We start from the raw sequence: 21,873 nt of genomic DNA on the forward strand, positions 1-21,873 counted from the left end.
GGAACTCTGAGTGTTCCGGGAGCCTTATCAAGCAATAAGCCTGCGGGGCCTCCATTTGATCTGCACTCTTGCAGACTTTGAAAAAACATCCTTGAAAAACACTCCGCATAAAGGAAATGCGAATACATTTTGAGGTTCTCGTGCCTTCCTCTCCTATCAACATGGAGCTTATATTTATCATTCCGAATATATTCGGAATGGTTTTCGAAGATATGATCCGAGAAGAAGCTCTTCTTAAAAGCAAAACAGAATACACTCTTCAAAAAAGCCATGAGAGCTGTTGCTCCCATGGCTTTCATTCAATCTTTATGGTGTTTGTTCACGGTTCAATTCCCATTTAAATGCCGGCCAGGCTGGTGCTGTCTGATGTGTTAGACTAGCTTCATAAATGCCATTGGCAATCGTTTTGGCCATTTTCAGTACCAGGTTTAGCCTTGTGTTCTGAAGAACAAAGAATTCCATAAAGCCGCTTACGTTCACAATGCCGGTTATATGCATATGCCCTACTTCCGGAAGATCTTTGTTCACGCCGGCTCCAGGCTTAACAGGCCCTTCCCCGATTTGGATGACTCCCACACTTTTTAATCGGCCTAAGCATGCATCAATCCCAATAATATAGGGATTAAAATGTTTCTTCTTGATTTCGTTCAGCTTTTCTTCCAGGTTTACAGCATGAATGGGATCTTCCAGTGTCCCATATACGTGAAAAGAAGAAATGGATTTTTCCTCAAGGAGTGTGCCGACAAGCGGACCTAATGAATCGCCTGTAGAACGGTCTGTGCCTATACAGACAAAAACGATGGGACGGCTGCCGATGCCTGAAGGTAATATATTTTTCAGCTCAGCAGCCAATTTAGCAGCCGAGTTTGTTTCTTCGTGCGCTATCCTGGCAGAAGCCCCGCCTTTTTTATCAAACAAATTTGGTTTGAAATTCATATAGGTCCCACTCCCTCTTTATTCCTTGCCATGCCGGTTCAAAGTGATGAGATTATGTTAATGGCGGCCCTTAGTATAAAACGTTTTTATCAGTATACGGAAAATTTTTGTAATCTATACATACCAATAATATTTATTCCTTAAACAATGGCTCTATAGGAAGGCACGGCTTTCATGAAAACTAAAAACTGTAAAGTATAGCGGAAAATTGATAAAATAATTTTGGTTTAAATAAGGTATTCGCACTGTAAGGGAAGATAAAGTATAATTTCATACAAGCTAATGAAAAGCAAAGTTATGAGGATTCAATTTGAAGTTATATAAAATAACAAGCTTTCTTATTTACTTTCACTAAAAAGAAGCAGGTGAAACCATGAGTTATATTGAAAAACTGTTTAACAGTATGATAGATAAGCTTTCCGATGAAAAAACGTGGGTAACAATTGGGGAAGGTTTTCTCAAGATTATTGCAATCTTTATCATAACAAGTATTCTGATTAGAGTCGGCAAACTGGCCATCCGGAATATTTTTAAAGTAAGAACACCTTCGAGGCTCAGGATCTCCGAACGCCGTGAAGCTACCCTGCTCAAGCTTCTGGAGAATATGCTAACATATGTTGTTTTCTTTGTGGCAGCCATCATGATCCTGTCCGTACTGACCATTGATGTAAAAGCGCTTTTGGCCGGTGCCGGTATCGTGGGGTTGGCTGTGGGGTTTGGCGCACAAAGCCTTGTTAAAGATATCATTACCGGATTCTTTATTATTTTTGAAGATCAGTTTTCGGTAGGGGATTATATTCGGGTCGATCAGTTTGAGGGAACCGTTGAAGAAATCGGCCTTCGAACGACGAAAATTAAAAACTGGACCGGCGAGATTCATATTCTTCCTAATGGAAGCATCATGCAGGTGACCAATTTTTCTCTGAATAACAGTATTGCATTTGTGGATGTCAGCATTGCTTATGAAGGAGATATTAATAAAGCGGAAAGCGTACTGCAGGATTTATTTGAGGAACTGCCTGATAAATATGAAGACATGGTCAAACCGCCGGAAATTCTAGGAATTCAAAACCTTGCTGCTTCTGATGTTGTTCTTAGAGTTGTATCAGAAACTTTGCCGATGAGGCATTTTTATATCGCACGCCAATTGCGAAAAGAAATCAAGCTTTGCTTAGATGAGCATGGCATTGAAATTCCGTTCCCGCGTCTTGTTATGTATACACGGAATGAAGAAGCGCCTGCCCAGAATAAACCAAAATTGAATTCGGAGGGGTAAGAATGGAACAAAAGGAATTTGAACTGCATGATGTTGTGGAGATGAAGAAACCACATCCGTGCGGAGTAAACCGCTGGAAAATCATTAGAATGGGAGCAGATATCAGAATTAAGTGCGAAGGCTGCGGGCACAGCGTCATGATCCCAAGAAGAGAATTTTCCCGCAAAATGAAAAAAGTTCTTGTGAGGCATGAGGAATAGGCCAGGTTTATCTAGATAAATAAAAAACGGGGAGATGAGGTTCTTGGCGCATAAAGTAAAGTCAGCCTGCCCCCTTAACTGCTGGGACAGCTGCGGCTTTCATGTAACACTTGAAGACGGTAGGGTGACAAAGGTAGATGGCGATCAGGACCATCCTATTACAAAGGGGAAAATTTGCGGCCGCGGGAGAATGCTTGAAAGCAGAACCAATTCTCCGGAACGCCTGCTTTACCCCTTAAAAAAGATTGATGGCGAGTTTAAGCAAGTTTCATGGGAACAGGCTTTACATGATATTTCCCTGAAAATGAAAGAGTTGAAAGATACGGTTGGAACAGCTTCCGTTCTGCATAGCCATGATTACGCAAATGGCGGATTGCTGACGAACCTGGATCAGCGCTTTTTTAACTGTTACGGCGGAGTAACCGAATTAACGGGATCCATTTGCTGGGGAGCCGGGATCGAAGCACAGAGCTGGGATTTTGGAGATGCTTATAGCCATGGGCCTGATGATATTTTAAACAGCAAACATATCGTCATATGGGGCAGAAATGTGGCCCGCACCAATATGCATTTATTTCAAATGCTCCAGGAAGCAAAAAGAAATGGGACCAAGCTATATGTGATTGATCCAATCTATAATGCTACTGCCAAAATAGCGAATAAATATTTCTCTGTGAAGCCGGGGATGGATGGGCTGCTTGCGGCAGGCATTATGAAGGAAATGCTGCGGCTCGGCCTAGAGGATCGGAATTTCATAGAAAATCATTCTGTTGGCTTTGAAGACTTGGATGAGCTTCTGAACAATGTAACGCTGGAGGAAATTGCTGAAAAAACGGAAGTGCCAAGTGAAGTGATGACCGAGCTTGCGATTGTGTATGGAGACGGCCCTGTATCCACGTTTTTCGGTTTGGGCATGCAGCGCTACGAAAACGGCGGCAATACCATCAGGCTGATGGATGCTTTAATTGCTGTGAGCGGCAATATCGGCATTCCGGGCGGCGGCGCAAACTATGCAAATAGACAGGTCGGCCAAAGTTTTGATACTGCCTCCCTTGCCCTTCCTCACCGCAAGACTTCTTCAAGGCAGTTCACGATGATGAGACAGGCGGAGGGGATTTTAACAGCCAAAGATCCTGAAGTAAAAATGATCTTCGTAACCTGCGGCAATCCATTAACTCAGGTCCCAGATTCTTCAAGGGTTCGAGAGGCTTTTGCATCTGTGGATACAGTTGTTGTAATGGAGCAGTTTATGACAGATACAGCCAAGATGGCTGATTATGTGCTGCCGGTTGCCACTGTTTTTGAACAGGAAGATCTTTATTATTCTTCTATGTATCATCACTATGTAAACTATGGACCTAAGCTTGTTGATCCGCCAGGAGAGGCCAAGCCCGATTTATGGGTTTGGACAGAACTGGCCAAGCGCCTCGGTTTCGGAGCCGATTTCGATTTTACAAGAGAAGAGTTTATCAGCTTGGGCCTCGGTTCGCTTAAAGGCCATGGAATCACACTTGATAGCTTAAGGAATTCCCACCATGAGGAGCTTCCGGTTGATACGGTGCCTTGGGAAGACCGCCAGTTTAAAACGCCGAGCGGAAAGTATGAATTCACCTCAGCTGCTGCGTTCCGAAAGGGTTCCGAAGGCAGGCTGACACTTGCCCTTCCAAGGGAAACTAAGTGGACGGACAAAGAGCGTGCCAAGCAGTTTCCTTTTACATTGCTGACGATTCATCCGCTTCGCTCCAATCATTCGCAGCATTATCACCTGCTGAAGCCTGAACCAAAGGCAAAGGTTGAAATTGCCGATAATATTGCAGCGAAGCTAGGACTTCAGGAAAATGATTATGTCAAGGTATGGAATGACTGCGGTGAAATGAAGGGCTTTGTCCATATTATGAAAAAAGCCCATCCGGATACCATCAATATTGATGAAGGCATCTGGGCAAAATTCGGCGGCCCCGTCAATAATCTCACCTCTAGCCGCGAATCGGACAATGGCCTTGGCAGCACTTTGTACGACTGCCTTGTTAATATTAAGAAAATATAGCGGGGTGCCAGGTGACTGTACCAATTTAACTGAATGGTATAGGTGCCTGGCACCTTATTGTTTGTCCAGCTGCTGCTCTCAACAGCTGTCTCCGCTATTCTTGTTGTCTTTACTTTTCCGGGCCAAATATCTATAATTGTTAGAGGCTTGTTTAAATTGATATGAATCGGATTTTTTATAGATGATAAAATTGAGGAGTGACTTTGATGGCTTTAACAGCTGGTATTGTAGGTTTGCCGAATGTAGGGAAGTCTACTTTGTTTAATGCAATAACCCAGGCGGGAGCGGAGTCTGCGAACTATCCGTTCTGTACAATTGATCCGAATGTGGGAATTGTTGAAGTGCCTGACCACCGTTTGAATAAATTAACTGAATTGGTTCAGCCGAAAAAGACTGTGCCAACGGCTTTTGAATTTACGGATATCGCCGGCATCGTAAAGGGTGCGAGCAAAGGGGAAGGTCTTGGGAATAAATTCCTTTCACATATTCGTGAAGTGGATGCCATCTGCCAGGTTGTCCGATGTTTTGCGGATGACAATATTACACACGTTTCAGGTAAAGTGGACCCAATCGATGACATCGAAGTCATCAACCTGGAATTGATTCTGGCTGACCTTGAATCTGTCGATAAGCGAATTGGACGCGTGAGCAAATTGGCTAAGCAAAAAGACAAAGATTCCGTGTTTGAGCTTGAAATTCTTGAAAAGTTAAAAGAAGCATTCGAATCAGATAAACCTGCACGTACAGTCGAGTTCACAGAAGAACAAATGAAGATTGTAAAAGGCCTTCATCTGCTGACCATCAAGCCTGTGCTTTACGTAGCAAACGTAAGCGAAGATGATGTAGCAGATCCTTCTTCTAATGAATATGTGCAGAAGGTAAGAGAATTTGCCGCAAAGGATAATGCAGAAGTAATCGTGATCTGTGCAAAAATCGAATCTGAAATTGCTGAGCTTGAAGGAGAAGAAAAAGAAATGTTCCTTCAGGAGCTTGGCATTGAAGAATCAGGCCTTGACCAGCTGATCAGAGCTGCATATAACCTTCTTGGACTGGCAACTTATTTCACTGCCGGAGTTCAGGAAGTCCGTGCCTGGACATTCCGTAAAGGCATGAAGGCTCCTCAGTGTGCGGGAGTGATTCACTCCGACTTTGAAAAAGGCTTCATCCGTGCAGAAACGGTTTCCTATGACGATCTTGTCGCTGCTGGAAGCATGACAGCTGCCAAAGAAGCTGGGAAAGTACGTCTTGAAGGTAAAGAATATATTGTAAAAGATGGAGATGTTATGCACTTCCGTTTTAATGTTTAAGAAAGATAGAGCTCCTTTTTAGGGGTTCTTTTTTGTTATTATTATGCGATATATTGGAAAAGTTAGAGATTGTTGTTTATTAATCGATTTTGTAAAAAAAAACAATGATAAATAAAGTTGGTTGATGGAGCGTAAGGTGCGAGACTCCAGCGGGAGGAGTGGGACAGGTGAGACCCCACAGGCGCTGCGCGCCGAGGAGGCTCACCGCCCGCCCCGCGTTCGCTGAGCATCCTGGAGCGGAAATCAACCTCACCTCACTACTTTTTAAAAAGCACCAAAGTTTGCAAAAACAAAAGAGCCAAAAAAATTAATACACCTTGAAGTAATTTCTATTCAAAGAAACTTTCAATTCGCAATTAACTCTAGCAGTTATTGCTTTTACATAATTAATGTGCTATAATTTCAACTTGTGAGTAATGAATATATTGCTCCTTGCCCTTTTGAAGGGCCGTTTAGACCAAAAGGAGGTGAAAGTGATGAGAAAGTACGAAGTTATGTACATCATCCGCCCAAACATTGAAGATGAGGCTAAGAAGGCTCTTGTTGAGCGTTTTAACACAATCTTAACTGATAATGGTGCGGAAGTATCTGAATCTAAGGATTGGGGTAAGCGTCGACTTGCATACGAAATCAATGATTTCCGTGATGGCTACTACCAATTAATGAACGTTAATGCTGAATCAAAAGCAGTTGACGAATTCACTCGTCTAGCTAAAATCAGCGAAGACATCATCCGTTATATCGTAGTTAAAAACGAAAAATAATAGATAAAGCAATTTTTACCGAGAGGAGTTGATTCTGATGATGAACCGTGTTGTTCTTGTCGGACGTTTGACAAAGGATCCTGATTTACGGTATACCCCGAATGGAGTACCTGTAGCTTCTTTCACTCTTGCAGTGAATCGCGCTTTTACGAATCAGCAAGGTGAACGGGAGGCAGATTTCATCAACTGTGTGGTATGGAGAAAGCCTGCTGAAAACGTAGCGAATTTCCTGAAAAAAGGAAGCCTAGCTGGTGTAGATGGCCGAATCCAGACCCGCAGCTATGAGGGCCAGGACGGAAAGCGCGTTTATGTGACGGAAGTCCAAGCTGAAAGTGTGCAATTCCTTGAGCCTAAGAATAGTTCTGGCGGCGGCAGAGGCGACAATACGAATTACGGCGGTCCGAGAGATCAGGATTTCCCATTTGGAAATAACAACAATCAGAATCAACGCCAGGATAATCGTAATCAGGGCGGCTATACTCGTGTGGACCAGGATCCATTCGCAAATGACGGCCAAATCGACATTTCCGATGACGATCTTCCATTCTAATAGTGCCCGATTATCGAACGGATATAAATAAAAAGTAAAAAGCTAAAGGAGGTAAATGACCATGGCTGGAGGACGCAGAGGCGGACGTGCAAAACGTCGTAAGGTTTGCTATTTCACTGCAAACGGAATCACTCACATCGACTACAAAGATGTGGATCTTCTTAAAAAATTCATCTCTGAGCGCGGCAAGATTTTACCACGTCGTGTAACAGGTACTAACGCTAAATACCAACGTAAATTAACGATTGCTATTAAGCGTGCGCGCCAAATGGCATTACTGCCATACGTATCAGGTGAATAATAATTATTGAAAAGACGCCGGTTTACCGGTGTCTTTTTTATTAGTTTTAAAAGGATATGTCCTTTAACATATTCAGCATCAGATTGATTCTTATTCTAATGGTAATCCCCCTTTTTTTTGATTAAAATAATACAGTGAAAGCTCTTAATCCGGCTTCTTAAACAGCAAGGTTGAACCTGTCTTTAATACTAGCTACAATAGACTTTATGAGTTGTTATTTATGGTGCTGCTTCAAAAAGCCGGGAAAAACCAACTGACCCTTTTCCTCCTTTTTGGACACGCAGTTTAAGGAGTGTAAGAATGAATAATGTACATAAATTAACGGAAGGCGCTGTGCTTTTAGCTGCATTTGCTGTGCTTCTTCTCATTTCCTTGTATGTGCCGATTCTCGGTACCGTTTCTATTTTCTTTTTGGCGCTTCCATTTATTATGTTTGCAGCTAAAAACAATCGGATGAGTGCGGTTGTTTTTTTAACTGGCGGTGTGCTGCTTTCCTTGATTATCGGTTCCATTATGGCTATTCCGCTTGCATTGACATTTGGTCTGACAGGAACAGTGATTGGTGTTTTTATCCGGGAAAATAAAGGAAGGGCCTCTTCTTTTATTGCGGGAACGCTTGTATTCCTTGCTAGTTTATTGCTTCAGTATGCAGCTGCTGTAGCCTTATTTAACATCAATTTTATTGAAGAAGGCATTGGGTTAATGGAGGAGTCCATCTCAATGTCTAAAGGAATGCTGGAAGGCATGGGCCAGAATGTTGATGATACGGTCATGGATCAGTTCACTGCTGGTTTGCAAATGATTGAAACCTTAACGCCCAGTTTATTTGTGATGACGGCTGTCATTTCTGTTTTTCTCATTCAGCTGGTTTCTTTCCCAATTGCCAAAAGGTTCGGAATAAATGTTGAAAGCTGGAAGCCCTTTAGAGAGATGAACCTGCCCAAAAGCATCTTGTGGTACTATTTAATCACGATTGTAGCATCGTTTATTTTTAATCCTGCTGAAGGAAGCTACTGGTTCCTGGCACTTGTGAATATTGCGTTTATCCTACAGCTGTTTATGATTATTCAAGGGCTTTCCTTTATTTTCTTCATCAGCCATTTAAAAGGGTTTCCAAGAGCAGTTCCAATCATAGCAACGGTATTTACATTTCTTATTCCATTTCTCCTTTATATTGTGAGGATATTAGGTATAATTGACTTAGGATTCGATTTAAGGCACAAATTAGGAAAAAAGTGATGAATAACACTACTGTTTAGGAGCTGAAAACATGCCTTCGTATTTAGAAAAGCGGTCCATACGCTATCCGATATTTGGATTGATGGGCATAACAGTGGTGCTTCTCGGAATATTGGCGTACTATAATTGGCTTTTTGCACTAATAGGGCTGTTTCTGGCCATCCTTCCTTTCTACTACCTTTTTCAGCTTGACCAAAAACAAAGGAAGGAAACGGAAGAATATATCTCTACCTTATCCTACCGGGTAAAAAAAGTCGGCGAAGAAGCTCTTATGGAAATGCCGATCGGGATCATGCTGATCAATGATGATTATTACATTGAATGGACCAATCCCTTTTTAGCATCATGCTTCGATGAAGATACGCTAGTTGGAAGATCGCTTTATGACGTCGCGGACTCGCTTGTTCCACTCATTAAACAAGAGGTAGAGACAGAGATCATTACCCTTCACGACCGTAAGTTCCGGGTGATCCATAAACCTGAAGAGCGCCTGTTATACTTCTTTGATGTAACGGAACAGACAGAGATTGAAAAAATGTATCAGGAAGAAAGAACAGTTATTGCTTTTATATTCCTGGATAATTATGATGAGTTAACTCAAGGTATGGATGATCAGACAAAAAGCAGCCTTAATAGCCTTGTTACCCAGATTTTAAATAGGTGGGCGCAGGATAATGGTGTTTTCTTAAAAAGGGTTTCATCTGAAAGGTTCATTGCTGTTTTTAATGAACACATCCTTCAGCTTCTTGAAAAAGGAAAATTCACCATCCTTGATGACGTTAGGGAAACAACATCCAAACAAAATGTGCCCCTTACTTTAAGTATTGGTGTTGGAACAGGCGTTTCCTCGCTTCCTGAACTCGGTTCTCTTGCTCAGTCCAGCCTGGATCTGGCTTTGGGCCGAGGAGGCGATCAGGTGGCTATTAAACAGACAAATGGAAAGGTTAAATTCTTTGGCGGAAAAACCAATCCTGTTGAGAAACGGACCAGAGTCCGTGCACGCGTGATCTCGCATGCTTTAAAGGAGCTTATCTCCGAGAGTGACAAAGTAATTATTATGGGCCATAAGAGTCCTGATATGGATGCCATAGGAGCAGCCATCGGAATACAAAAAGTGGCGCGTATGAATCAGCGTGAAGGTTATGTTGTTGTGAATTTCAATGAACTGGATACAGGTGTCAGAAGGATGATGAAGGAAATTGAAAAGAATGAAGAGCTCTTTTCGAAATTCATCACCCCTGAACAGGCTTTGGAAATGGCAACAGATGACACCTTGCTTGTTGTGGTTGATACCCATAAGCCTTCGATGGTGATTGAAGAGAAATTGCTCCATAAAATTGAACATGTTGTTGTAATCGACCATCACCGCAGGGCAGAAGAGTTTATTCATAATCCTCTTCTTGTCTATATGGAGCCATACGCCTCTTCAACAGCAGAGCTTGTGACAGAGCTTCTGGAATACCAGCCGAAAAACGGCAAAATTGAAATGCTCGAAGCAACAGCACTATTGGCTGGCATCATTGTCGATACCAAGAGCTTTTCATTAAGAACAGGCTCAAGAACGTTTGATGCGGCCTCCTATCTGCGCGGGCAGGGTGCGGATACTGTGCTTGTCCAAAAGTTTTTAAAAGAGGATGTAGACACCTATATCAAGCGTGCAAAACTGATTGAAACCGTTCAATTTTACCGGGATGGCATTGCCATTGCCAAAGGGCAGCCAGACCAGATTTTTGATCAGGTGCTGATTGCGCAGACAGCTGATACACTGCTGACAATGGACGGCGTCGTAGCATCCTTTGTTATTTCGAACCGTTCAGAGAACATGATTGGTGTGAGCGCGCGTTCCCTCGGGGATATCAATGTTCAGGTTATCATGGAGAACCTGGAAGGCGGAGGACACTTAACAAACGCTGCCACCCAGCTTCATGATGCGACGCTTGATGATGTCGAAATCCGATTAAAAATGGCTATAGATGAATATTTTGAAGGGAGAAAAAAGGAATGAAGGTTATCTTTTTAAAAGACGTTAAAGGCAAAGGCAAAAAAGGCGAAGTTAAAAATGTAGCAGACGGCTATGCCCATAACTTTTTGATTAAACAAGGGCTCGCTGTTGAAGCCAACCAGGCGAATGTAAGCAGCCTGAATGCCCAAAAGAAAAAAGAAGAAAAGCTTGCTGCAGAAGAGCTTACTGATGCGAAAAAATTAAAAGAAATATTGGAGAAGCTTACAGTTGAATTTTCTACTAAAGCTGGTGAAGGCGGACGCCTTTTTGGCTCCATCACAAGCAAGCAAATTGCGGAAGAACTTCAAAAAAAGCATAAAATTAAAATTGACAAGCGGAAAATTGAAATGGATGATGCGATCCGTTCTTTAGGCTATACAAAGGTTCCAGTTAAGCTTCATACTGAAGTAATGGCTACATTGAATGTCCATGTAAAAGAGGCAAACTAAAAATAGCAGACAGCCTCTTTGGGGGAACACACTAATATTGGAAGTAGATTTTGCGAATAAACATGTTAAAATAAAAGGGTTGAATAAAAATGTGATCAGTTTCTGCTGGTCACATTTTTTAAAGGGATTATAATTTTACTTAGAGGCAAAGCCTTTATATTTTATATAAAATAACCTAAATTCCAGATACATCAGCGCTTTTATTTAGGCGCTTCTATTTTTTAGAAGGTACTATCCAGCTTCAGCACCCAGGGGTTCGAGGTGTCACCCCTGAGCAAGGTGCTTATGCTTTTAATTTAAGGAGGTTTGAATAGATGAGTGATTTATTTGCAGATCGGCTCCCGCCTCAGAATATTGAAGCGGAACAGGCAGTGCTTGGGGCAATCTTTCTTGAACCCTCCTCTCTTACGTTAGCATCAGAGATATTAATACCTGAGGACTTCTATCGGGCGGCTCACCAGAAGATTTACAATGTAATGCTCAAGCTGAGCGACCAGGGAAAAGCGGTCGATTTAGTAACTGTAACAGAAGAACTTAGTGCTGCAAAGCTACTGGAGGATACCGGGGGAGTCAGCTATTTAAGTGAACTGGCTGGATCTGTTCCAACGGCAGCGAATATTGAGTATTATGCCAAGATCGTCGAAGAAAAAGCATTGCTTCGCCGTTTGATCAGGACAGCAACCGGGATTGCCCAGGATGGGTATACCCGTGAAGACGAAGTCGAAGTTCTCTTGGGAGAAGCCGAGAAAAATATCATGGAGGTAGCACAGCGGAAAAATGCAGGTGCCTTTCATAATATTAAAGATGTTCTTGTCCGTACCTACGATAATATTGAGGAAATGCATAACCGCAAAGGCGATATTACAGGGATTGCGACAGGATTTGCCGAGCTGGATCGAATGACAGCAGGCTTTCAGAGAAACGATCTTATCATCGTGGGTGCCCGTCCGTCCGTGGGTAAAACAGCCTTTGCTCTGAATATTGCCCAAAACGTCGCAACAAAAACTGGTGAAAATGTAGCTATTTTCAGTTTGGAGATGGGGGCAGAGCAGCTTGTTATGCGTATCCTTTGTGCGGAAGGAAATATTGATGCCCAAAGACTGCGTACAGGTTCCCTGACAGATGAAGATTGGGGAAAACTTACGATGGCAATGGGAAGTTTATCTAATGCAGGGATTTTCATTGATGATACCCCTGGGGTGCGAATTACAGATATCCGTTCCAAATGCCGCCGTCTAAAGCAGGAGCATGGGCTTGGTATGATTCTTATTGATTACTTGCAATTAATCCTGGGAAGCGGGCGCTCCGGAGAAAACCGCCAGCAGGAAGTATCTGAGATCTCCCGTTCCTTAAAGCAATTGGCACGTGAGCTGCAAGTGCCGGTTATCGCTCTTTCCCAGCTTTCGCGTGGAGTGGAACAGCGACAGGATAAACGGCCAATGATGTCCGATATCCGTGAATCGGGAAGTATTGAGCAGGATGCGGATATTGTGGCATTCCTATATCGTGATGACTACTATGATAAAGAATCAGAGGACAAAAATATTATCGAAATTATTATCGCTAAACAGCGTAACGGTCCTGTCGGCACGGTCCAGCTAGCATTTGTGAAAGAGTATAATAAATTCGTAAACTTGGAGAAGCGATTTGATGATTCATTTGCTCCGCCTGGTGCATAAATAAGGAAAAGGGCTTGCATGAACTGCTTGCCCTTTTTTATTTTCATAGTTTCATGGTTTTACGAACATATTTTTATATTTTTATTAAAAATGTTCGTGTTTTATTGACTATAACACTTTGCCTTGTTAAACTAAAGTGGTTGAAATGAGTTACTTAATTAAGGCCGATTTAACAGAGCCTATTTTAAATGATTGAATAGAAATTTTAAAACCATGGGATTCCCGGAGGTGCTTTTTTATGTCATCAGTAGTTGTAGTTGGAACACAGTGGGGAGATGAAGGAAAAGGAAAAATCACTGACTTCCTTTCTGAAAATGCAGAAGTAATCGCCCGCTATCAAGGCGGAAACAATGCGGGGCATACAATCAAGTTCAATGGCGAAACATATAAGCTGCATTTAATTCCATCTGGAATATTCTATAGCGATAAAATTTGCACGATTGGAAACGGAATGGTTGTTGATCCAAAAGCGCTCGTAAAAGAGTTGGCTTATCTTCATGATAAAGGTGTGACAACAGATAACCTGCGCATCAGCAATCGCGCACATGTCATCCTTCCTTATCACCTGAAGCTCGATGAGGTAGAAGAAGAGCGCAAAGGCGCCAATAAGATTGGTACAACGAAAAAAGGAATTGGCCCTGCTTATATGGATAAAGCAGCCCGTAATGGAATTCGAATCGCAGACCTTCTTGACCGTGAAGTATTTGAAGAAAAGCTTGCGCGCAATCTTGAAGAGAAAAACCGCCTTCTTGAGCGTTTCTATGAAACAGAAGGATTCAAATTGGAAGATATTCTCGATGAATACTACGAATATGGCCAGCAAATTAAGCATTATGTTTGCGATACATCCGTAGTTCTAAACGATGCATTGGATGAAGGCCGCCGTGTGCTGTTTGAAGGGGCACAAGGGGTTATGCTTGATATCGACCAGGGTACCTACCCTTTTGTTACTTCATCTAACCCAGTAGCTGGAGGCGTAACAATCGGTTCTGGAGTGGGTCCTACAAAAATCAAGCATGTAGTTGGTGTTTCAAAGGCTTATACCACCCGTGTTGGGGACGGTCCTTTCCCGACTGAGCTTGATAACGAGATCGGCAACCAGATTCGTGAAGTAGGCCGTGAATACGGTACAACCACTGGCCGTGCCCGCCGTGTTGGCTGGTTTGACAGCGTTGTTGTCCGTCATGCCCGCCGTGTGAGCGGAATTACAGATCTATCTCTTAACTCCATCGATGTTTTAACAGGCATCGAAACCTTGAAAATCTGTGTAGCATACCGCCATAACGGTAAAGTGATTGAAGAGTTCCCTGCAAGCTTAAAAGTATTGGCTGAATGCGAGCCTGTTTACGAAGAGCTTCCAGGCTGGACAGAAGACATTACTGGCTGCAAATCACTGGATGAGCTTCCGGTAAATGCCCGCCATTACCTGGAGCGTGTGGCCCAGCTGACTGGAATCCCATTATCCATCTTCTCTGTAGGTCCGGATCGCACGCAAACAAACGTTGTCCGCAGCCCTTGGAGACAGAATTAAGATTAGATTGAAAAGCCCTAATGTGAGTTAGGGCTTTTTTGTTTGTCCTTTTCAAAAGAATGAACCAAGGATAAAGAAAAACAAATAAATAGTGAAATTTATGGTGTAGAAGTCTGATTTTGGGGAATAAAACGTAATAATTGAGGAAAAATTGCTTTTTAATAGAAGCAGAAACAGGCAAGTTTAACAGAATCTAATTTTTAAAAGAAATTTTTATGAAAAAGTTATTGCGCTTTTATAAATCTCTATGATATTATAAAAAGCGTCGTCACAGAGACGTAGTACGAGCCATTAGCTCAGTCGGTAGAGCATCTGACTTTTAATCAGAGGGTCGAAGGTTCGAGTCCTTCATGGCTCACCATTTTATCTTTTATATGGCCCCTTGGTCAAGCGGTTAAGACACCGCCCTTTCACGGCGGTAACACGGGTTCGAATCCCGTAGGGGTCATGGCAAATAACCGTCAGCAAAAGGCTGGCAAGCCCAGCTAACTTGTTGGCGGTTATTATATTGGTCCGGTAGTTCAGTTGGTTAGAATGCCTGCCTGTCACGCAGGAGGTCGCGGGTTCGAGTCCCGTCCGGACCGCCATTTATTTTACATAATTTTAGTTAGGCTCAGTAGCTCAGTCGGTAGAGCACGTTTGAATAAGCTTCATGAAATACTTCAGCGTACCGATTGAACCACAGCTTGAATAACCCCCTGAAATCGGGACGAAGGACGAAATTAAACTTGTTTTAGGGTCAATAACTTAATACGGCTCAGTAGCTCAGTCGGTAGAGCAAAGGACTGAAAATCCTTGTGTCGGCGGTTCGATTCCGTCCTGAGCCATCCCAAAAAAGAGTATGAAATCATTCATACTCTTTTTTGTTACACTTTTGTAATATAACTAGTTTTCTACTATTTATCCAGTGTAAAAGTAAAGCGTCTCTTCTTTTTTTCTCCTCTTCTCTTTTGTATCCTCTAAAAACCTTTATATATAGGGATTTCCTCCTATTTTTCTTAAGAGTTTTTCGACAAAAAATTCTTGGTTCCTTCCAATTAATACCCTTTAAAAGTAACAAAATGTCAGTAATTATACATTTTTGTTACATTACAGAGTCTATTAATCTAATTGATACTCTATATGGTAAAGTAAATATTGTGAAAAAATTTAGGTAAATAAATTAGTAGTTACATAGCACTAAATGAAAGTGTGTTTGTTACCGTAGTCTAGGGGGATGTAACAATGTTTAAATGGGTGAAGAGTTTAAATTCAGCTACAGAATATACAGCTAAGAGCTTTAGAAATATAATGAATAAGACAGTTGCAACTGGGTTTGCAGCAGCAGCTTTAACGTTTGCAGGCGGAGCCTCCGCCCTGGCAAATGATGATAAACTAATGACCGTTTACTATGTTTATAAGGACGATCAGTATATCGGAACGGTCTCAGACAAAGAAATAATAGAGAACATGGTCGATACAAAAATTAAAGAGATTGAAGGCTCTTATAAAGGTTTAAAGTTATCGCTTGGTTCTGAACTGTCTTTTATTCCTGAACAAGTATTTGAGTCCAGCTCTGAGGTTAATAACTCAGAGGCAGTGAATGAAATAAAAGATGATCTTGAAGTTCAGGCTGAATCATCTGCGCTGATCATTGGGGGCAAGGCTGTCGCTTATGTTAAAAATGCAGAGCAGGCAAAAGCTGTTCTTGATAAAATTAAAGCTTCCTATGTACCTGAGAAAGAACTAAAGGCTCTGGAAGAAAGAAAAGCTTCCGTTAATACTCCTTTACCACAGCTTAAAGAAAATGAAACCCGTATTTTAGATGTTCGATTTAGTGAAGATGTTACATTTTCAGAAGCAAAAGTTAAACCAGACATGATTATTAGTGTAGAAGAAGCCGTAAAACTTCTTCAAAAAGGAACTTTAGAAGAAAAGAAATACCTTGTACAAGCTGGGGATGCTCTAAGCAGCATAGCAAGTGCCCATAACCTTGACATGAAGCAGTTAATAGAGTTAAACAAGGAACTAAAGGGAGATTCAGTCCTAAAAGTTGGACAAGAATTGAATGTTACCGTCCTTAAGCCATATGTAAAGGTTATTGTTGAAAAAGAAGTTTTCAAAAAAGAAGAGATTTCGTATGAGAAAGAAGTAATTGAAGACAGCAGCCTCCTTAAAGGCGTTACAAAGGTGAAGCAAGAAGGGAAAAATGGTGTACGTGCTGCAACATATTTGATTTCGGAAGAAAATGGACAAACCATTAAAAAAGAGGTATCAGAAGAAAAAGTCCTTGAAGAACCTGTTAAACATATTGTCATTAAGGGAACAAAGGTAATTCCATCCAGAGGTGAAGGAAGCTTTGCCTACCCTGCAGTCGGCGGATATATTTCCAGTAAGATGGGGTACCGCTGGGGTAAAATGCATAAAGGAATTGATATTGCACGTCCAAGCAACCGGACGATCAAAGCAGCAGATAATGGTACAGTCGTTTCTGCAGGCTGGGATGGTGGTTATGGAAACAAAATTGTGATTGATCATAATAATGGATTCCGTACCGTTTACGCTCATTTGGATTCGATTAGTATAAGCGCTGGCCAGACAGTTTCAAAAGGGTCAAAAATTGGTGTAATGGGCACGACTGGAGATTCTACAGGGGTTCATCTTCATTTTGAGATTTATAAAAATGGAAAGATGCAGATCCCCTAAAATATATAAGTAAATAAATGATGTTAAAAGTCTCTAGTTTTATACTAGAGGCTTTTATAGTTAAGAATAGTCTGTACAGCCCTCATTTTGCAGGCCTAATGAATTTGTCCAGTTCAGGAGAAAAGCCATCTTTTTGAAATAGGTGAATTCCCACTTGTAAAATGGTAAAGTAAAGTAGAGAACATATGATTTAAAATGAATTCTACTGCTCCAAAAATAAATAATTGATGCAAGAAAAAGGAGATAGGTATGGATAAAAAAATTCTAGTTGTAGACGACGAGAAACCAATTGCAGATATTCTGCAATTCAATTTAAAAAAGGAAGGCTATGAGGTGGTTTGCGCATATGACGGCAATGACGCCTTGGACAAGGTAGAGGAAATCAAACCGGATTTAATTCTGCTTGATATCATGCTTCCGCAAAGAGATGGCATTGAAGTGTGCCGCGAAGTGCGCAAAAAGTATGATATGCCAATTATTATGCTAACAGCAAAGGATTCTGAAATCGATAAGGTTCTGGGTCTTGAACTCGGAGCAGATGATTACGTAACAAAGCCTTTCAGCACAAGGGAGTTAATTGCCCGCGTGAAAGCCAATTTAAGGCGCCATCAGCAAATCGCTTCCAAGTCTGAAGAAGAGGAAGAAACAAATGAAATTGAAGTAGGATCACTGGTTATCCATCCGGATGCTTATGTCGTTTCCAAACGCGGCGAGACGATTGAATTAACCCATCGTGAATTTGAACTTCTACATTATTTGGCCAAGCATATTGGCCAAGTTATGACAAGGGAGCATTTGCTGCAGACTGTTTGGGGCTATGATTATTATGGCGATGTCCGAACAGTTGACGTAACTGTAAGGAGATTGCGCGAAAAAATTGAGGATAATCCAAGCCACCCGACGTGGATTGTAACAAGACGAGGAGTCGGTTATTACTTGCGGAATCCTGAACAGGAGTAAGGGGATTAATGGAAAAGGTTGGTTTTTTTCGATCCATTCACCTAAAGTTTGTGATTATATATGTCCTTCTCATTCTGGTTGCCATGCAAATTATCGGCGTTTATTTTGTAAGGCAGCTGGAATCCACTTTAAAGGATAATTTTAAAGATACCATTCAGGAACGGGTTAATTTGCTTGCTTATTACCTGGAAGAACAGATGACCAAGGAAAGGCTGCCGGATGAAGATGGCCCTACATTGGAGGAAGACGTCCACAGGTTATTAAGGGATTATTATTCTACTGATATTACCGAGGTCCGTGTCATTGAAGGAGACACGCTTAAAATATTGGGAACTTCCGACCCGGACAACCAGGGCGTTGTGGGACAAAGATCTACCGATAATTTAATCAAAATGGCCATAGCAACCTCTCAGCAGGTACCTGAGGATTATGTTGACCCCTTTGGAAATCGGGTATGGGTGCTGGTAACGCCTATTAAAAACAATGGGGATGTTATCGGAGCCATTTATCTTGTTGCTAAAATAGAAAACATCTATGACCAGATGAGGCAGATCAATAATATCTTCTCCACTGGTACAGCAATCGCGCTGGCTATTACAGCGGTATTGGGCATTCTTTTAGCACAGACCATCACCCGCCCTATTTCAGATATGAGAAAACAAGCCCTTGCCATGGCAAAGGGAAACTTCTCCCGCAAGGTTAAGGTTTATGGTTATGATGAAATTGGCCAATTGGCCATTACCTTTAATAGCTTAACAAAGAAGCTGCAGGAAGCCCAGGCGACTACAGAGGGAGAACGTCGCAAGCTTTCCTCGGTCCTCTCCTATATGACAGACGGGGTGATTGCAACAGACCGCAAAGGGCGCGTAATCTTAATCAATGAGCCTGCTGCAAAAATGCTGAATGTTTCACGTGAAACGGTGCTGTCTTCTTCTATTGATTCTTTACTGGGACTGGAAGAGGAATATACCTTTGAGGAGCTTCTTAATGAACGTGATTCTGTGATTCTGGATTATAGCAGTAAAACGAATACATTGATCTTGCGTGCCAATTTTTCAGTCATTCAAAAAGAAACTGGATTTGTAAATGGATTAATTACCGTTCTGCATGACATTACTGAGCAGGAGAAAATTGATTTGGAACGCCGTGAGTTTGTGGCCAATGTATCACATGAACTTCGAACCCCGCTCACTACGATGAGAAGTTATTTGGAGGCACTTGCAGAAGGAGCTTGGAAAGACGAAGAGCTTGCTCCAAATTTCCTGGATGTCACTCAAAATGAAACTGAGCGTATGATTCGCCTTGTGAATGACCTTCTTCAGCTTTCAAAAATGGATAGCAAGGATTATCGACTCACAAAGGAATGGATTGATTTTATCTTCTTCTATAACAGGATTATTGACCGGTTTGAAATGACCAAGCAGCAGAATGTGACTTTTGAAAGAAGGCTTCCTGACCATTCGGCTTTTGTAGAAATAGATGAAGACAAACTGACCCAGGTGCTATATAATATCATTTCAAATGCGCTCAAATACTCTCCTGAAGGCGGAAAAGTGACCTTCAGTATCGAAGAAAAAGATGAATTTATTATTGTCAGTGTTTCAGATCAGGGTGTGGGCATTCCGAAAGAAAACATTGATAAGATTTTTGAGCGTTTTTATCGAGTGGATAAAGCGAGAACCAGAAAACTCGGTGGAACGGGTCTTGGACTGGCCATTGCGAAAGAAATGGTCGAAGCACATGGCGGAGAGATTTGGGCGACCAGTACGGAAGGAAAAGGAACAACGATTTCATTTAGCCTTCCTTATGTTCGAACGGAAGAGGATGATTGGGAATGACATATGAAAATATTAAAACAATCATACTAACCATCCTGGTTGCGACAAGTGCGCTGTTAACCTGGAATCTTTGGACTTACCAGCCAAACTACGAAACAATGGAACAGACCAATACGGTACAGGAAGTAGCGATAGCAGCTAAAAAAGATGTTAGTAAAATTGTCAGACCGGATACTCTTTTGTTTCACCATGGCAGCAACCAGCATTATGGGACAGTTAGCCCAAGCGAAATAGAAAAAACGATTAAAGAAATCAGCAGATGGAATTTTACTGATTTTGAAAATATCACTACTCAAGTAGATGAGATCCCCTCTTTTGTTCATAATGAGGGGAAAGCAGTCATTGTTTACCCTGATTCTATTCCGATAGAATTGTATAAAACGGTCATTAAAGTGGACGATAAGGATCTCCCTAATTTTCAATTTGATCGAATAGTAATAGATGTTGAAGAACCTCAAAAGGAAGATGGGATTGTCTATTTCGTTTCCTTAGACAGTCAGCAGGTCTATAGAAGCCATGTGCCTGCATCTTTTATTCAGAATTTCGAAAACAAATTTTTTAAGTACCGTCCGGAGTACAAAGAGTATTTTTCATATCCAGTTTCAAGTTCAAGGACCCTGTTCTTGCCAGCACATGACACAAAAATGGAAAGGTATCAGTATTTTTCCAAAGAGCTGGACTCTGAAAAATATAAAAATGCTTTATTCAGTGACCCAAGTGTGGTCCAGAAAAACTATCAGCCGTCAGAAGAAGAATATAATGATAATGTAAGCTTGCTTCGAGTGAATTTTGATAAAAATACACTTCGATATGTGAAACTAGCGGCCGGCAATAATCCAACCATCCAGTCTACAGATCTTTTAAAAAAGAGCATTGATTTTATAAACGAACATGCTGGATGGACGGATAATTACCAATTTGCCGAAATGAATGAACTTAGCCATCGGGTAACATTCCGTCTTTATGATTCTTCGGGCTATCCGGTTTTCAGCGATGACCCGAAGATTTCTGAGATTCGCCAAGTTTGGGGACAAAATGAGGAATATTTGCGAAGCAACTTTCAGCTTGGATTTCGTACAGACTCCACTGATGTATCTTTAAGTTCAGGGGAATCAGTCATCAAGTACTTGGAAAAGCTTGAAGGATTTGATTCCGAAAACCTGGAGGATATTGCTTTGGGATACAAAATGATTAAAGATCCCCAAACCATGTTTGTTCGATTAGAGCCTTCCTGGTTTTACCGCTATGAAGGCGAATGGAAAAGTATATCACTTGATGAATCAGGAGGTATGAATAATGGATTGGAGTAAGATAAAAACAATCTTTATTTTAACCTTCCTGGTTTTGGATATCTATTTAATGTATGAGTTTTTCAAACTGAAGGATGCAAGCCAGTATGAGCCTATGGCCCAGGCTTCTTTTGAAAAGCGGCTTAAGACGGATGAAATTGAATTTGATGTGGATATCCCAAAAAACAATCCAAAAGACAGGTACTTAAGCGCCAAGCCGATGGTTTTTGATATCGAAGAAATGGAAGAAGCGAAAAAAACGAAGCTGAAAGGACAGAACATAACAATTACTGAAGGAACAGTCCTGAACTCAGTCCTTGATGAACCTTATAAAATCAGCGAGAAATTTAATCCTTCTGAATTGAATTCATTTATTAAAAACAAGGTTTTATATGGGGACCAATATCGTTTTTGGGAAAAGAGCAAAAATAGCAATACACTAACGTATTATCAGCAATTTGAAGATAAAATGTTTTATATGAATTTAAATGGTGAGCTAACTTTCTACTTAAATGAGGAAAATGAAATTGTATCTTATAAGCAGACAATGCTGGAAGATATTGAAGAAATGCAGGAAAGCGAAAAAGTGATTCAGCCAATAAAGGCGATTGAGACGCTTTCTGAAAATGGCTCGCTGCAGCCAAAATCCAAGATTACCAATGTGGAACTCGGATATTTTACTCTTGTGCATTCAAGCTCATCTCTAGTATTAACTCCTGCTTGGCGATTCGTCATTAATGGAGAGGAAAACTTATTTGTCCATGCCTTCGAGGGGCAGATTATTCAGCTAACCAACGAAGAGAAAAAAATAGTGGAGTGA

At 41.4% G+C, this 21,873-nt stretch carries 18 protein-coding genes and 4 tRNA genes; 21 read left to right on the forward strand and 1 reads right to left on the reverse strand.

The features are described 5' to 3' along the window. Positions 1–306: 306 nt before the first annotated feature. The gene (gene yyaC, locus AC3ZVC_RS04710; RefSeq protein WP_490066571.1) at positions 307–936 is read right to left on the reverse strand and encodes a spore protease YyaC; all 630 of its coding nucleotides are present in this window, start codon (positions 934–936) and stop codon (positions 307–309) included. Positions 937–1,309: 373 nt separating this feature from the next. On the opposite strand from yyaC, the gene AC3ZVC_RS04715 reads away from it, so the two are divergent. The 21 genes from AC3ZVC_RS04715 (at position 1,310) to AC3ZVC_RS04815 (ending at position 21,873) form a co-directional block, all read left to right on the forward strand. Further along, positions 1,310–2,212 (forward strand): mechanosensitive ion channel family protein, encoded by a 903-nt coding sequence (locus AC3ZVC_RS04715; RefSeq protein ID WP_490066573.1) that lies wholly within the window; start codon positions 1,310–1,312, stop codon positions 2,210–2,212. A gap of 2 nt (positions 2,213–2,214) precedes the next feature. After that, a complete protein-coding gene (locus tag AC3ZVC_RS04720; protein ID WP_490066575.1) occupies positions 2,215–2,412 on the forward strand; it encodes a DUF951 domain-containing protein in 198 nt (65 codons plus the stop codon). Between the two features lie 34 nt (positions 2,413–2,446). Then, a complete protein-coding gene (locus AC3ZVC_RS04725) occupies positions 2,447–4,459 on the forward strand; it encodes a molybdopterin-dependent oxidoreductase (protein WP_490066579.1) in 2,013 nt (670 codons plus the stop codon). 206 nt (positions 4,460–4,665) lie between these two features. Next, positions 4,666–5,766, forward strand: a complete 1,101-nt coding sequence (gene ychF / locus AC3ZVC_RS04730; RefSeq protein WP_490066582.1) for a redox-regulated ATPase YchF — start codon at positions 4,666–4,668, stop codon at positions 5,764–5,766. 476 nt (positions 5,767–6,242) lie between these two features. Then, positions 6,243–6,530 (forward strand): 30S ribosomal protein S6, encoded by a 288-nt coding sequence (rpsF, locus tag AC3ZVC_RS04735; RefSeq protein WP_214723591.1) that lies wholly within the window; start codon positions 6,243–6,245, stop codon positions 6,528–6,530. Positions 6,531–6,567: 37 nt separating this feature from the next. After that, complete coding sequence (ssb, locus tag AC3ZVC_RS04740) at positions 6,568–7,080, forward strand: single-stranded DNA-binding protein (protein ID WP_214723374.1); 513 nt, start codon at positions 6,568–6,570, stop codon at positions 7,078–7,080. Between the two features lie 61 nt (positions 7,081–7,141). Beyond that, complete coding sequence (gene rpsR / locus AC3ZVC_RS04745; RefSeq protein ID WP_144544623.1) at positions 7,142–7,381, forward strand: 30S ribosomal protein S18; 240 nt, start codon at positions 7,142–7,144, stop codon at positions 7,379–7,381. 300 nt (positions 7,382–7,681) lie between these two features. Further along, positions 7,682–8,620 (forward strand): YybS family protein, encoded by a 939-nt coding sequence (locus AC3ZVC_RS04750; protein ID WP_490066591.1) that lies wholly within the window; start codon positions 7,682–7,684, stop codon positions 8,618–8,620. Between the two features lie 31 nt (positions 8,621–8,651). Continuing rightward, positions 8,652–10,625 carry a DHH family phosphoesterase gene (locus AC3ZVC_RS04755; RefSeq protein ID WP_490066595.1) on the forward strand — a complete coding sequence of 658 codons (1,974 nt, stop codon included), beginning with the start codon at positions 8,652–8,654 and terminating at the stop codon, positions 10,623–10,625. Beyond that, on the forward strand, positions 10,622–11,071 hold the full coding sequence (gene rplI, locus AC3ZVC_RS04760) for a 50S ribosomal protein L9 (protein ID WP_490066599.1): 450 nt from the start codon (positions 10,622–10,624) through the stop codon (positions 11,069–11,071). Before AC3ZVC_RS04755 ends, rplI begins: the two co-directional genes overlap by 4 nt. Positions 11,072–11,385: 314 nt before the next feature. Continuing rightward, positions 11,386–12,750, forward strand: coding sequence for a replicative DNA helicase (gene dnaB / locus AC3ZVC_RS04765; protein ID WP_490066602.1), 1,365 nt, complete (start codon positions 11,386–11,388; stop codon positions 12,748–12,750). A gap of 238 nt (positions 12,751–12,988) precedes the next feature. Further along, positions 12,989–14,281, forward strand: a complete 1,293-nt coding sequence (locus tag AC3ZVC_RS04770) for an adenylosuccinate synthase (RefSeq protein ID WP_490066605.1) — start codon at positions 12,989–12,991, stop codon at positions 14,279–14,281. A 285-nt stretch (positions 14,282–14,566) separates the two neighbouring features. Continuing rightward, a tRNA-Lys gene (locus AC3ZVC_RS04775) sits at positions 14,567–14,642 on the forward strand. 15 nt (positions 14,643–14,657) lie between these two features. Then, positions 14,658–14,729, forward strand: a tRNA-Glu gene (locus AC3ZVC_RS04780). Positions 14,730–14,791: 62 nt separating this feature from the next. Continuing rightward, positions 14,792–14,868: transfer RNA gene (locus tag AC3ZVC_RS04785), tRNA-Asp, on the forward strand. Between the two features lie 167 nt (positions 14,869–15,035). After that, a tRNA-Phe gene (locus AC3ZVC_RS04790) sits at positions 15,036–15,108 on the forward strand. Between the two features lie 397 nt (positions 15,109–15,505). Continuing rightward, positions 15,506–16,966, forward strand: coding sequence for a peptidoglycan DD-metalloendopeptidase family protein (locus tag AC3ZVC_RS04795; protein ID WP_490066609.1), 1,461 nt, complete (start codon positions 15,506–15,508; stop codon positions 16,964–16,966). Positions 16,967–17,215: 249 nt separating this feature from the next. Further along, the gene (gene yycF / locus AC3ZVC_RS04800) at positions 17,216–17,926 is read left to right on the forward strand and encodes a response regulator YycF (protein ID WP_490066613.1); all 711 of its coding nucleotides are present in this window, start codon (positions 17,216–17,218) and stop codon (positions 17,924–17,926) included. 8 nt (positions 17,927–17,934) lie between these two features. Beyond that, a complete protein-coding gene (walK, locus tag AC3ZVC_RS04805; RefSeq protein WP_490066616.1) occupies positions 17,935–19,764 on the forward strand; it encodes a cell wall metabolism sensor histidine kinase WalK in 1,830 nt (609 codons plus the stop codon). Then, positions 19,761–21,074, forward strand: a complete 1,314-nt coding sequence (locus tag AC3ZVC_RS04810) for a YycH family regulatory protein (protein WP_490066618.1) — start codon at positions 19,761–19,763, stop codon at positions 21,072–21,074. Before walK ends, AC3ZVC_RS04810 begins: the two co-directional genes overlap by 4 nt. Then, the gene (locus AC3ZVC_RS04815) at positions 21,061–21,873 is read left to right on the forward strand and encodes a two-component system regulatory protein YycI (RefSeq protein ID WP_490066620.1); all 813 of its coding nucleotides are present in this window, start codon (positions 21,061–21,063) and stop codon (positions 21,871–21,873) included. Before AC3ZVC_RS04810 ends, AC3ZVC_RS04815 begins: the two co-directional genes overlap by 14 nt.

This window comes from Cytobacillus sp. C11.1 (assembly GCF_058145115.1).